The organism is Trichocoleus sp. FACHB-262, from assembly GCF_014696035.1.
Taxonomy (GTDB): Bacteria; Cyanobacteriota; Cyanobacteriia; order FACHB-46; family FACHB-46; genus Trichocoleus.
This window is the reverse complement of the sequence record NZ_JACJPK010000017.1, coordinates 363,227-376,339: the sequence shown is the minus strand read 5'-3', so window position 1 is coordinate 376,339 and position 13,113 is coordinate 363,227. Positions and strand designations below refer to the sequence as shown.

Annotated in this window: 13 protein-coding genes; 10 read left to right on the top strand and 3 right to left on the bottom strand. The window is 50.5% G+C overall.

Annotation, left to right across the window (positions count from 1 at the left end; all coding sequences use genetic code 11):
* The first annotated feature begins 114 nt into the window (after positions 1–114).
* From H6F68_RS02830 to proB, 6 genes are all read left to right on the top strand, one after another.
* Entirely contained in the window at positions 115–1,506 is a 1,392-nt protein-coding gene (locus H6F68_RS02830; RefSeq protein ID WP_190556283.1) for a GNAT family N-acetyltransferase, read from the top strand.
* 64 nt (positions 1,507–1,570) lie between these two features.
* Positions 1,571–2,041, top strand: a complete 471-nt coding sequence (gene ruvX, locus H6F68_RS02825) for a Holliday junction resolvase RuvX (RefSeq protein ID WP_190431335.1) — start codon at positions 1,571–1,573, stop codon at positions 2,039–2,041.
* Between the two features lie 179 nt (positions 2,042–2,220).
* On the top strand, positions 2,221–2,808 hold the full coding sequence (locus H6F68_RS02820) for a DUF3727 domain-containing protein (protein ID WP_242024560.1): 588 nt from the start codon (positions 2,221–2,223) through the stop codon (positions 2,806–2,808).
* 56 nt (positions 2,809–2,864) lie between these two features.
* Positions 2,865–4,007 (top strand): endolytic transglycosylase MltG, encoded by a 1,143-nt coding sequence (gene mltG / locus H6F68_RS02815; RefSeq protein WP_190556281.1) that lies wholly within the window; start codon positions 2,865–2,867, stop codon positions 4,005–4,007.
* Between the two features lie 112 nt (positions 4,008–4,119).
* On the top strand, positions 4,120–4,641 hold the full coding sequence (locus H6F68_RS02810) for a YqeG family HAD IIIA-type phosphatase (protein WP_190556279.1): 522 nt from the start codon (positions 4,120–4,122) through the stop codon (positions 4,639–4,641).
* Between the two features lie 244 nt (positions 4,642–4,885).
* Positions 4,886–6,058: a glutamate 5-kinase gene (gene proB, locus H6F68_RS02805; RefSeq protein ID WP_190554106.1), complete on the top strand. Its 1,173-nt coding sequence runs from the start codon at positions 4,886–4,888 to the stop codon at positions 6,056–6,058.
* 85 nt (positions 6,059–6,143) lie between these two features.
* Here proB and H6F68_RS29570 read toward each other — a convergent pair whose 3' ends face one another.
* Both H6F68_RS29570 and H6F68_RS02795 read right to left on the bottom strand, forming a co-directional pair.
* Positions 6,144–7,262 carry a RodZ family helix-turn-helix domain-containing protein gene (locus H6F68_RS29570; RefSeq protein ID WP_190556277.1) on the bottom strand — a complete coding sequence of 373 codons (1,119 nt, stop codon included), beginning with the start codon at positions 7,260–7,262 and terminating at the stop codon, positions 6,144–6,146.
* Positions 7,263–7,739: 477 nt separating this feature from the next.
* Positions 7,740–7,898: a hypothetical protein gene (locus H6F68_RS02795; RefSeq protein WP_190431340.1), complete on the bottom strand. Its 159-nt coding sequence runs from the start codon at positions 7,896–7,898 to the stop codon at positions 7,740–7,742.
* A 97-nt stretch (positions 7,899–7,995) separates the two neighbouring features.
* Here H6F68_RS02795 and H6F68_RS02790 point away from each other — a divergent pair, with 97 nt between their 5' ends.
* From H6F68_RS02790 to murD, 4 genes are all read left to right on the top strand, one after another.
* Positions 7,996–8,151, top strand: coding sequence for a hypothetical protein (locus H6F68_RS02790; RefSeq protein WP_190556275.1), 156 nt, complete (start codon positions 7,996–7,998; stop codon positions 8,149–8,151).
* Between the two features lie 301 nt (positions 8,152–8,452).
* Positions 8,453–10,627: a glycine--tRNA ligase subunit beta gene (gene glyS, locus H6F68_RS02785; protein WP_190556273.1), complete on the top strand. Its 2,175-nt coding sequence runs from the start codon at positions 8,453–8,455 to the stop codon at positions 10,625–10,627.
* Between the two features lie 227 nt (positions 10,628–10,854).
* The gene (locus H6F68_RS02780; protein WP_190556271.1) at positions 10,855–11,067 is read left to right on the top strand and encodes a hypothetical protein; all 213 of its coding nucleotides are present in this window, start codon (positions 10,855–10,857) and stop codon (positions 11,065–11,067) included.
* A 101-nt stretch (positions 11,068–11,168) separates the two neighbouring features.
* Entirely contained in the window at positions 11,169–12,536 is a 1,368-nt protein-coding gene (gene murD / locus H6F68_RS02775; protein WP_190556269.1) for a UDP-N-acetylmuramoyl-L-alanine--D-glutamate ligase, read from the top strand.
* Here murD and H6F68_RS02770 read toward each other — a convergent pair.
* The gene (locus tag H6F68_RS02770) at positions 12,533–13,069 is read right to left on the bottom strand and encodes a cysteine hydrolase family protein (RefSeq protein WP_190556267.1); all 537 of its coding nucleotides are present in this window, start codon (positions 13,067–13,069) and stop codon (positions 12,533–12,535) included. The genes murD and H6F68_RS02770 overlap by 4 nt on opposite strands.
* Between the last annotated feature and the right edge of the window lie 44 nt (positions 13,070–13,113).

The window sequence follows — 13,113 nt, the reverse complement described above, 5'->3', positions numbered from 1 at the left end:
GTTGCCTCGGCGACTTGGAGCCGTGAGTTTGGGTTGATGAAAAAGCTCTACAGGGGTAGATGAAGACTTCGGGCCTTAGCTGTTACCCTAGGCTTAACTGTAGCCTTACCTGTCATGACTTCAGTCTCCCAAAACTCCAACTCTGTGATTCGTCCAGTCCAGCACCAAGACCTGGACATTGTTGAGCCGTTGTTTGTGGAGGCTGCGATCGCAGACAATCACAGCAACTTAGATGCCGTGCAGCGACGCTTACAGCAAGTACGGCGCTGGTATGGGCTGTTCAAGTTTCTCAGCTTGTTTCCCAATCCGTTCCAGTACCGCTTTTGCGCCTATGTCGCAGAGCAAGATCATCAGGTGCGAGGTGCCATTCAAGTGTCCCCGTTTAATCGCACTCGCAGCACTTGGCGGGTAGAGCGAGTGGGGGTGGTGGAGACAGAATCTCAGACTCAAGGGACAGGCTCTCAACTGCTGCGGTCTTGTTTTGAGGCGATTTGGGAAGCGCGAACTTGGCTCTTGGAAGTCAACGTCAACAACAAAATGGCTTTAGCCCTCTATCGCCAAAATGGGTTTCAGCCGCTAGCCCAACTGACTCACTGGGCGATCGCGCCAGAGTTGCTGCAAGAACTAGCTGAGCGCGAACCGGATTTGCCTAACTTGCTGCCTGTGAGTAATGCCGATGCGCAGTTGTTGTATCAGCTCGATACGGCAGCGATGCCACCTTTGGTACGACAGGTGTTCGATCGCCACCTGCACGACTTCAAAACCAGCTTGTTTGGGGCGCTGCTTGAAGGTGTGAAGCAGTGGGTTAATCAGACTGAAGTGGTTAGTGGCTACGTGTTTGAACCTCAACGCAAAGCTGCCATTGGTTACTTCCAGATTCAACTTTGCCGTGATAGTTCCCAAAACCACCAGGGGCAGTTAACCGTTCATCCCGCTTACACCTGGCTGTATCCAGAGCTATTGTCTCAGATGGCTCGGATTGCCCAAGATTTTCCGGCGCAAGCACTGCTCTTGTCTTCGGCAGACTACCAACCCGAACGCGAAGAATATTTAGAGCGGATTGGCGCAACTCGCACCGAGCATACGCTGATGATGTCACGTTCTGTTTGGCACAAATTACGAGAAGCTAAACCAGTCTCCCTAGAAGGGTTGCAGCTATCCGATGTTTTGCAAGGCTTCCAACCTGCGCGTAAGCCTGTGCCTGGTCGGATGTCTCTCCCTAACCTATGGCAAGGCGACAAAACTCCTAATTCAACCGAAGCTCCTTTAGCTTATAGCGAGGCTTCCGACGCTGAAATGACAGCACCGCTTTCTACACCAGAGTCATCTGCCTTCACACCTCCATCTTCAACTGTTTCGGAAGCACCTGCCCGCAAGTTAGGCTTTTCCATTGGGCGTAACTTTTGGGGTAAACGCCGCATCTTCACTAGCAAGAAAGAGCTAAAGCTCAACCCTGTGCCAGAAATTCATTTTCCTCAGGGACATCAAAATGATTCCTGGTGCTAAGCTGGCTGAGTTGATGCAGTTCACTCAGCCTCACTGCTACGGCTGCCATAGGAATTAACCCAGCATGGCGAGGATTTCAGCTCTAGGTTTAGATGTCGGCAGAAAACGCATTGGCGTGGCGGGCTGTGATGGCACTGGGCTAATTGCAACTGGGCTAACGACGATTGAGTACAAATCCTTTGTCCAGGTGGTAGACCAGCTGAGAGACTTAATCCAGCAGCGTCAGGTACAAGTTTTAGTCGTAGGTTTACCCTATTCGATGGATGGGAGCTTGGGTTTTCAAGCCAAGCAGGTACAAAAGTTTGCTAAACGGCTCACGGCCGCTCTGCAACTGCCCGTGGAATATATGGATGAACGACTTACTTCGTTCCAAGCTGAGCAGTTACTTCAAGCTGAAAATATTTCCCCATCACGGAATAAGGCGTTAATCGATCGCAAAGCTGCGGCCCTAATTCTGCAACAATGGTTAGATCAGCGCCGCTCTCAAAAAATGCAGGATTCTGCCATGACAACCCCAAACTCTGCACTGATGTAGTATGCTGGCTTCGCCGCTTCTACGTTGCGATATTTTGCCGATTCAACCGATTGACCCATTCACTGGTCAGGTTGAACTCAAAAGATTGCCTGAGTCAGATGCAGTCAACCAGGCTGCAAAGTGTCTATGTAGGAGATACTTTTCAGAGGAAAGCGCTTGAATAATGCAGGAGAAATCCGATGACTGAGTCAAATATGGATCGAGAAGGCGCAGGCATGCACGAAGAAGATTTTGATGCCCCAACGGTAGTACTAACCGATGAGACAGGGCGATCGCTGAGCTGCTATATCGAACATTCCATTGATATCGAGGGCCAAGACTACGTATTCCTGCTCCCGGTTGACTCTCCCGTCGAAATTTTTGCTTGGCAAGAAGAAGGAGATGAGGAAGAAGCCATTCCCGTCGAGGACGAAGCAGAGATTGAACGGATTTTTCCGATCGCCCGTGCCGTTCTGCAAGAGCAAAATTTGGAACTTAAACGGACTGCGGTCACTCTTACAGTGGAGGGTGATCTGCCAGAAGTTAGCGAGGAAGACTTAGAAGTCGCCAACGATGGTGATTCGGAAGAGCATGAAGAGTTGCAATTGCTCGCCAGCTTTTACGACGAAGAGCAAGAATACGCCATTTATGCGCCCCTAGATCCATTCTTCATTTTGGCTAGGCTAGATGCCGATGGACAGCCTAAATTGCTCTCACCCGAAGAACTGAGCAAGATTGAACCGATGCTGCCGATGATTGAAGATCAACTCTTTGATGAAATGGAATAAGGCTGAGTTGAGCCTTGCACGCACCTGCCGGGAAACGTGATTCACTCAACTAAACCATGAAAGCTGTTCAACGTATTTCCAAGTGGTCGTTCTACTTATTACTCTTACCCGCAGTTCTGGGCCTATCGGCCTGGCAAGGTTGGGCTTGGTGGAGTTGGGCAAGTGCCCCTCCCCTGACGGTAACTTCGTCAACCTCAAACTCAGCACCGACGGCGGCTACAAGTAAAGCAGTACGGATTCAAATTCCTCCTGGCACGCCTGCCCAGCAAATTGGTCGCGATTTGGAAGGGGCGGGATTAATTCGTTCGGCCACGGCTTGGGATCTCTGGACCCGCTGGCTATCTTTGCAGAATCGACAGGGTGGCTTTCAAGCTGGAACTTATGAGTTGTCGCCCGCACAACCTTTGCCTGCGATCGCCGACAAAATTTGGGCTGGAGAGGTAGTACAGGCTAGCTTTACCATTCCGGAGGGCTGGTCCCTGCAACAAATGGCGGCTTATTTTGAGTCCCAGGGCTTTTTCAAAGCTCAAGAATTTCTCACCGCCGCCAGCCAAATTCCCCAAAATCAATATGCTTGGTTGCCGCCAGGGCTACCCCACTTGGAAGGCTTTTTGTACCCCGATACTTATCAGTTGTCGGACGGCCAAATTACGCCTCAAGCAGTTTTAGAGCAAATGCTCAACCGCTTCGAGCAAGTTGCCTTACCGCTCTATCAACAGAATCAGCAACAAACCAAATTGAGTTTGCTGGAGTGGGTGACCTTAGCCAGTATTGTGGAGCGGGAAGCAGTAATTTCTGCCGAACGGCCCCGAATTTCTGGGGTGTTTACTCAGCGTCTGCAACAAGGCATTCCTCTAGGTGCAGATCCAACCGTGGAATACGGCTTAGGAATTCAACAAACGCCTGACCAACCTTTGACTCTGGCTCAAGTCAATACAGCCTCGCCTTACAATACCTATCTCAATGCAGGTCTACCCCCTACACCCATCGGCAGTCCTGGCTTAGCGAGTCTAGAGGCAGCTCTGAAGCCTGAAAAAACGGAGTACCTCTATTTTGTCGCTCGCTATGATGGCACGCATGTGTTCAGCCGTACCTTAGCAGAGCATGAAGCTGCCCAAGCTCAAATTCAGGACGGGCGGGCGGCTGTACGTAATGCTGAACCAGAGAATGCCTCAAAAACTCCTCAGAAACGTGAGTAACCTCTGACCTGTGGTTGGTAAAAGTTTGACCGAGTGAGTTACTGGTCTGGTTTTATCAGCCTACTTTCCCTTGTTAATTTCTCTCTTTGTTAGCGCTATCCTGTTTTGATTTATGTCCTGGGGTTCCCTATTACAGCCTGATTTGAATTTGGAAGGCTCGATCCTAACGCTGACACCAGAGATTGTGCAGCAGTATGACTTGAAGGGGTTGATTTTAGATGTGGATGAAACCCTAGTACCCTTTAGAACGACGCAAGCCTCAACGGAATTGCTGGATTGGGTAGAAGACATTAAACAAGTTGCGACGCTCTGGTTGGTGAGTAATAACTTGAGTGAGAGTCGCATTCGTGGCATTGCTCAATCTTTGAATTTACCCTACCTATTTGGAGCAGGCAAACCCTCTCGCCGCAAATTAAGAAAAGCTGTGACCGCGATGGATCTGCCCGTGGAAAAAGTGGCAATGGTGGGCGATCGCCTCTTCACGGATGTTCTGGCAGGGAATCGGTTTGGCATGTTTACCATTTTGGTAGAGCCAATGGTAGACCCCACTCAAGTCGCCCGTCGCCATCCTGTCCGTACGTTTGAAGTTTGGCTATCCCAAGCTTTGGGTGCTTCTTTAACCTCCAAGCAATAGGCTTAACAAGTCTTCGCAGAGCGTGATAAATCTAACAAATCAAAAATATAAAGAAAACATTATGAGATCCGAGCTCTGCTAAAAATTTCTGGCATTCTATATAAAGTTCAATTGGGGTCAGCGAAGATAAAGACCCTAACGCATAAATCGCTGTGAATACTTATGTAAAGCGCCAGCCTCATCAATAGAGGGTCTGGCGCTTTACACTTTCTCTAGTGACGCTCGCGAAACTCAGCCTGTTTTCATGCCTCAAACCCTAGTTATCAAGATTGGAACTTCGAGCTTGACGAATCCCAGTACTGGGTATTTGGCTCTATCCACGATCGCGGCTTTGGTAGAAACATTAAGCCAATTAAGGCAAATGGGCCATTCCGTAATCTTGGTGTCTTCGGGAGCCGTTGGGGTTGGCTGTGCCCGCTTAGGCATGACCGAGCGACCCCGCACGATTGCCCTAAAGCAAGCTGTAGCGGCTGTAGGTCAGGGCCGATTGATGCGGGTTTATGATGACTTTTTTACGTCGCTACAACAGCCGATCGCTCAAGTGCTGCTGACCCGGACTGACTTAGTGCAGCGCAGTCGCTACCTGAATGCTTACGGTACCTTCCAGGAGTTGCTGCGGTTGGGCGTGATCCCGATTGTCAACGAAAATGACACCGTCGCTGTGGACGAGTTGAAGTTTGGCGATAACGACACCTTATCGGCTTTGGTCGCCAGCTTGGTAGAAGCAGATTGGCTGTTTTTGTTGACCGATGTCGATCGCCTGTACTCGGCTGATCCCCGCAGTAATCCAGACGCCCAACCCATTAGTTTAGTGCAATCGATCGAACAGTTGGAATCGCTACAAGTACAAGTTGGCGATCGCGGCTCTCGTTGGGGCACAGGTGGCATGGTCACTAAAATTACCGCAGCCCGCATTGCCACAGGCGCAGGGGTGCGAACAGTGATTACGGAAGGGCGATCGCCTCAGAATCTACTCAAAATTGTGCAAGGCGAACCGATTGGGACTCACTTTGAGCCTCAGCCGCAAGCGGCTAGTGCTCGTAAGCGTTGGATTGCTCACGGTTTGCTGCCCGCTGGCAAACTGTATCTAGATGACGGTGCTGTTAAAGTGATTTGTCAGTCAGGCAAATCTTTACTCGCAGCTGGGATTGTAGAAGTGGAAGGGGAGTTTCAGAGCCAAGACGCGGTGCAACTCTGCGATCGCAATGGTCGAGAAATTGCCAGAGGACTGGTTAACTACAACAGTGCACAACTACAGCGGATCCGGGGCTGCCGTTCTGAAGCAATTCCTAGTATCTTGGGTTATGCCGCGCCCGAGACTGTGGTGCATCGAGATAACTTAGTGCTGAGTGGGCAACCCAGCCCCAACTCCCCTTCGCTCAGGGTGATGGTCGAAGAACCGGATATTCCCCTTTAGCCGTTAAGACATCTAGGCGAGATCTGGATCAGGGCGAATTACCGTTCGCCCCTGCATAACCCTGTCGTGAATGTTGATTGAACTGTTAGTTAGAAAATGCCTCTGGTGGGGCAATATCTGGCCCAGCTACAGCTCCAATCTTGCTTGCTTTCAGCCCTGGGGTTGTCTTAGGTGTTTGCTGACGTGACGAAGGAGTAATGGAGGCTTGCTCTGGAAAGACCTGAGTGGTGTCAGTAGCAGCTTCGGGTGCATGTTGATGTGATAGCCAGGTTAAACCACCTACGGCACCCGCCATGAGAGCCGCATAACCAACATATAAATGTACGGGCCGCAGGCATAATCCGCCGGACTCGGCTTCTGGATGATACCAGGATGGTAAAACTGATTTGACTGGATCGGGCGCTGGGATGCCAGCCACAAGATTATTGCCATCTAAGCCCAAAGCGTTGCCAATGCGCCGGATAAAGCCCCGGACATAGACATCTTCTGGCAATTGCTCAATGCGGCCTGCTTCGAGGGCCTGGAGTTGATGAATCGGCACCAGCGTTAGGCTGTGGAGTTGATGCAACGAGAGCGATCGCGCCTGTCGAGCTGCCCGAATATCCTGGCCAACTTGACGCAGGCTTTCCTCTCTTTCTTGAGCAAACTTCTGCGCGGCTAGCTCTGCCTTTGTGAGTTTCTTGGTTGGCTTGCCCATCATGCCTAAAAGGAAGGGCTGCTCTTCTACAGGAGTTGATTTGACACCTTCAACCGCCGTTGCTTCCAAGGGAGCATCCTCTACGACCACAACCATGTTTTCGTTAGTGGTGTCTTCGTCGGTAAAGGCAGAAGTTGTTGGGGTTGAAGTTTCGATGGGGCTTTCAAGAGTAGCGGAGCTAACTGCGGCTGGTAGCTCTTCTGCTGCCTCTACAGCTTCATCTTGACTAGCCTCTTGCTTGAGCGAAGCAGAAATAGCTCGGTATTGCTTAAAAAATTGCCGAAATGCGAGGCGAATGGCTTCTCTGCTCACTGCTTTGACGAGGGTCTGAGCCCCCCCAGCAGTTTCGCCCAGCATGGTTTGTAGGCCAGCCAACACTCGGCGATAGACTTCACTGTGATAGAGTTCGGACTCTATTTGGCCTAGGATGGTTCGCAATTCTTCTTGGGAAATCTCAATTGCGATGTTTCCAGTAGCGTCTGAGCAATACACAGGTTTTAGTACCACGATGTCTCGAATCTCCTTGCTTAACTAGAGATAGGGCTGAACTGACTAAGCGATCAGGATGCAGCAAGGGACTCAGCCCCCGTGTCTTGGTCCTGTTGATTAAACTTTTTTCAAAAGGTATTTGTAGGGCAACAAGTGATATTGAAAAAGGTTTATTCAATCAGTCACAGGTGTCAGTACATCGACCCTCTATCCAATCATTTCTTCGCTCAGCTGGTACTAATTCCGGACAAGCCTTGAGATTATTATCTATCGTGAGATTTGGCTATAAGATTTGGCGATCGCGACCTAGAAAAATGCGAGCCTTGAGATCATTAAAGACTCAGGGCTCGCATTGTTGTTATCTATAACCGCATCCATTGTCTAGGGAGTGTATGGATGATGACAATCAAAATCTGGCAGATGCGGTGATTTTAATCATAGGTAAAAATTTATGGCTGCTCAGAAATAAGGAATAATTCCTCAGAGCAAATCCTTTTAGCGGCGTCCTTCGGGTTCATAGGCTCTCGACCAGCAACGCTCTAACACTTCAACTTTGTGCACGTGCCAGAAGCGCTGGGGATTCAAAATCACTTTATGGCTGGAGGAGAAAACAGGTTGATTGAGGAATTGCCAGAAGGGGAAGCTCATGTTCATGGGGTTGTGCTCTTGAGGTGTAGGGCGGAGGCAATGAAGCAGGTGTCAGAAGATACCAACGTTTTATTCTGCCGCGCTGTTTGGTGTTGTTATTAACATGCCAGAAGTCACTACTAAATTTCCTAGTGAGGATTGCGGAATCTTAGAGGCTATTTTTTCAGGCTCCGTATTTTCACGAGGTAAAGAACGCGACAGTACTGAAATATCGGTGGTGGGTAATGCTGTTGAACTGCGCCAAATGAGCTGGCTGTAGTCATGTCGTGGGGGCTCTATTTCATGAATCGCTCCAAAGGAATCGAAACAAAATCTCTATCTTTAGATTCCGCAATGGTAAGAGCTAATCCGCACTGTTATAGATGAAAAGTTGATGTTTAAATGCATTTTAAAGAGATTTCTTTATGTAGTTGAGGATGTAGACAGGGGCAGCGATCGCTATAGCGGCAAATTTGGGATTTCCTCAAATCCGTTCGGGACACGTCCGCCAGGATTCCTCCCAGGGTAAACTGGTGAAATTGGCTGGTTACTTGGCCGCTTGATGTTTGAGATGGGGCGCTATGGCGACGTTTTTGTTAGAAGTAGGCACGGAAGAACTGCCTGCAAGTTTTGTGGATTCAGCTTTGGAGCAGTGGCGATCGCGGATTCCTCAAAGCCTGACTGAGCGCTACTTATTGCCTGAAAATCGAGCGAATGAAGCGGTTGAGGTCTATGGTACCCCCCGGCGCTTAGCTGTACTGATTAAAGGTTTGCCCACTCAACAACCGGACCAAACAGAAGAGGTGAAAGGCCCTCCGGTACAGGCAGCTTTTAAGGATGGGAACCCTACCAAAGCCGCAGAAGGATTTGCTCAGAAGCAGGGTGTGGCTCTGGAGGCGCTAGAAATCCGGGCGACGGAGAAAGGAGAGTTTGTTTTTGTTCAGAAGGTGATTGCTGGCCGCCCGACGGCTGAGCTGCTCACAGAGCTGGTGCCGCAGTGGATCAACAGCTTGGAAGGGAAACGGTTTATGCGCTGGGGAGATGGCGACCTGAAGTTTCCTCGCCCAATTCGTTGGCTGGTGACTTTGCTAGACGAGACTGTTTTACCCCTCAAAATCGTGAGTGGTTCGGAAGTGGTGACGAGCGATCGCATTTCGCGTGGTCATCGAGTACTACATCCCCAACCTGTCACCATTCAGCAGCCTGAAGATTATTTAGCCACGATGCGCTCGGCTGCGGTAGAGCCTGACCCAGGGCAGCGCCGAGCCACGATTCAATCACAAGTGCAGGCAGCAGCGCAAAAGGTTGGAGGTTACGCTTTAATCTCGCCCAGCTTGTTGACAGAAGTAACGAATTTAGTGGAATGGCCTTCTGCTGTCGTTGGTCAGTTTGATGCGGAGTTTCTAGAACTACCCTCGGAAGTCAGCATCACCGAAATGGAGAGCCATCAGCGCTACTTCCCGGTGTTTCAAAGTGAAGGTTCGCCCGAACTCCTGCCTTATTTCATTACTGCTTCTAATGGTGACCCTGCCAAGGCTGACATTATTGCTGCGGGGAATCAGCGGGTGATTCGGGCGCGACTCTCCGATGGCAAATTCTTTTTTGATGCCGATCGCGCTAATCCTCTAGAGAGTTATCTGCCACGTCTGGAAACTGTGACTTTTCAAGAAGCCTTGGGGTCAGTCCGGGATAAAGTCACACGAATTGGTCAAATTGCCGATCGCATTGCTGAGCAGTTGCAGGTGTCAGCGGGCGATCGCAGCCAAATCCAACGGGCAGCGCTGCTGTGTAAGGCGGATTTGGTGACGCAGATGGTGGGTGAGTTTCCGGAACTGCAAGGAGTGATGGGCCAAAAGTATGCCCTGGCTGGTGGTGAACCTGAAGCTGTGGCGACGGCAATTGTGGAGCATTACTTACCGAAGGGCGCAGGCGATCGCTTACCGCAAACTTTGGTGGGTCAGGTGGTGGGTTTAGCGGATCGCTTAGATACCCTGGTTGGCATTTTTAGTTTGGGCATGGTGCCCAGCGGCTCCTCTGACCCCTTTGCTCTACGTCGGGCCGCGAATGCGTTGGTGAACGTCACTTGGGCGGCTAGCTTACCTCTGAACTTGTTGCAACTACTGGAACAAGTTACGGCTGATTTTGCGACCAGTCATGCAGCAGTTTTGAAAATGAGCGTGTCAGAACTGTTGCAACAGTTGAAGGACTTTTTCTTGCAACGAATTCGGACGCTGCTACAAGAAGACCGCCACATTGATTACGACTTGGTGAATGCGGTGCTGGGAGAAAACGACCCAGAGTATACAGAGCGGGCCTTGAAGGATTTGCTGGATGTCCGCGATCGCGCTCTCTTTCTGCAATCTCTCCGCAATGATGGCACGCTAGCGAAAATCTATGAAACGGTGAATCGAGCATCGCGGTTGGCGGCTCAGGGAGATCTGGATACGAAGTCGTTAGACCCAGCAGCTTTGGTTAATTCTGGTTTGTTTAAGCAGCCCTCTGAACAGGCGTTTTATGATGCGTTGGTGCAGTTGGTGCCTCAAACTCAAGCGGCTCAGGCGGAGCGAGATTACCAAAAGTTAGTGGCTGGGTTGAGTCAGATTGCGCCGACGGTTAGCAGCTTCTTTGATGGTCCGGAGAGCGTTTTGGTGATGGACCCTGACCCAGAGATTAAGCGAAATCGGCTGAATTTGCTGGGTTTGCTGCGAAATCATGCGCGGGTATTGGCGGATTTTGGGGCGATTGTGAAGGGTTAGGTTGGTTTGTTTTCTCTGGCTGAGTTTTGTGGAAACCGAGCCTTGGGGGCACTCGCCCCCAAACCCCCGCTGAAGGACGGTTGCGTCCTCCAGACCTCCTCCAAAAGGGTTTTGAGGGTTGGTGGTGAATAATGGTTTCGCAGGACGACCAGCACCCGCCCGACGACCACCTCCAAAAGGGAATTAAGGGTTGGAGGTGAATGATGGGGTGAATTGTAGGTAGGTTTATGGGTGTTTCTGAGTTTGAGGGTAAAAGGCGATCGCGGTGGCGGTTGTGGGTGTTGATCGTAAGTAGCGGGGTGTTGGTGCCTACGGCGATCGCGTTGACGGATTCTAAAGCAGTTTTGGTAGGAGCGCTATTCGGCCTATGCCTATATCAGGTGCGCCGATATTACTCTTCATCTCCGGAAGTTTTCCCTGGAAGAGAACCAGAGGATTGAGCGGTATATCCTAGTCTCCTTGGCGGCTAAATCTGGCTGTGCGACTCCGTTCCGCAGTAACATAAGGGTTGCTCTTTTAGGAATGCCTACCGACTGCCAATATGCCTAACGCTTATGTGATTGGTTTGGGAAAATCAGGGATTGCTTCAGCAAAACTTCTACAGCGTGAAGGTTGGCAAGTAACGGTAAGCGATCGCGGCAATTCTGAGGAGTTGCAACAACAGGGCCAATCGCTTCTGAGTGCAGGAATTGCGGTTGAGTTGGGAGACAGCTTTAATCCGGAGGTGGCAGCTCCTGAATTAGTGGTGGTTAGTCCTGGGGTGCCTTGGGATGTGCCTGGATTGGTGCGATCGCGAGAGCTAGGAATTGACACGATTGGCGAGATTGAGCTGGCCTGGCGATATTTGCAAAAGCAGCCTTGGGTCTGTGTCACGGGCACCAATGGAAAAACGACGACTACGGCTCTGATTGCGGCTATTTTTCAAGCGGCTGGGTTTGATGCGCCTGCTTTTGGCAATATTGGCTATGCGGCCTGTGAGGTGGCACTCGCTGAGCCTCAGCCTGATTGGGCCATCGCTGAGCTGAGTAGTTACCAAATCGAGTCCTCTCCCGCTGTGGCTCCTCGGATTGGCGTTTGGACGACCTTCACCCCCGACCATTTAGCGCGTCACAAGACTTTAGAAAATTACTACAACATCAAAGCTCACTTGCTACGTCAGTCTCAGCATCAAGTGTTTAACGGAGACGATCCTTTTCTGAGACAGATTGGGCCTAGCCAGTGGCCCAATGCAGGCTGGACAAGTGTGATTGGAAAAGCCGGGTTAATTGGCGATCCAGCGTTAGGCACGTACGTTGAGGATGGTTGGGTGGTTGCTCAAGGAGAAGCGATCCTCCCGGCGAATACCCTACGGATGCCTGGAAGTCACAATCAACAAAATCTCTTGCTAGCCGTGGCAGCGGCTCGGCTAGCAGGAATTAGCAAAGAGGCCATTACTCAGGCGATCGCGAATTTCCCTGGAGTTCCTCACCGTTTAGAACATATCTGCGATTGGCAAGGCATCGAGTTTATCAACGACAGTAAAGCCACGAATTATGATGCGGCTGAGGTAGGGCTGGCTTCGGTGGAGAGTCCGGCGATTTTGATTGCAGGTGGCGAAGCTAAAGAAGGTGACGACAAAGGTTGGTTGCAAGTAATCCACGCGAAAGCGACGGCAGTGTTGCTAATTGGCAATGCTGCGCCTACATTTGCTCAGCGCCTCCAGCAAGTCGGCTACACCCAGTTTGAGATTGTGGAAACAATGGAGCGAGCCGTGATAAGTGGGGCAGAACTAGCTCAAAAGCACCAAGCAAAAGTAGTGCTGCTCTCGCCTGCCTGTGCCAGCTTTGATCAATACGCCAATTTTGAGCAACGCGGCGATCATTTTCGTCAACTCTGTAAGACGTTTGTGGCTGAGCACCCCACACTCTAAGCTGAGGGGGCAGCTAACATGCCCTCGCTCAGACCCGCATCACAAAGCCGCTGTGCTCCGATATTACGACTCAGCACCGCCAAGCCTGCTAGATGAGCTTGTAATCCAGCGGTACTGGCGCAACAGTCGGTAAGGACGATCGGTTCAATACCGCGATCGAACAAATCCATCGCAATTTTCAGCACACACATATCGGTGTCGATGCCTACCACATTAATCCGTTTGATTTGGTGCTCACCTAAGGATTGAATCAAAGTATTGGGTAAGCCACAAAGCCCTGGTTTTGTATAGACACATTCTGGCTTGGCATATGGTTCCAGCTCTGGAACCAGGCTGGTTTCGGGTTCGCGATCGCAATTGTGCCAATTTAGTAGCTGACAATAAGGCCCATCGTCTTGATTCACAAACCGAGTGAACAAAATTGGCCCATAATCTCCTTGCTGAATTAAGCGAACCACGCGCCGAGGAATATGATGGGTAAACTCGTTGATAAAGCCTTGCTGTACATCAACGACAAGTAATGGCACCGACATGGAGAAGCCTGCTGAACTGATTACTGATCAACTTACTGCTGGGG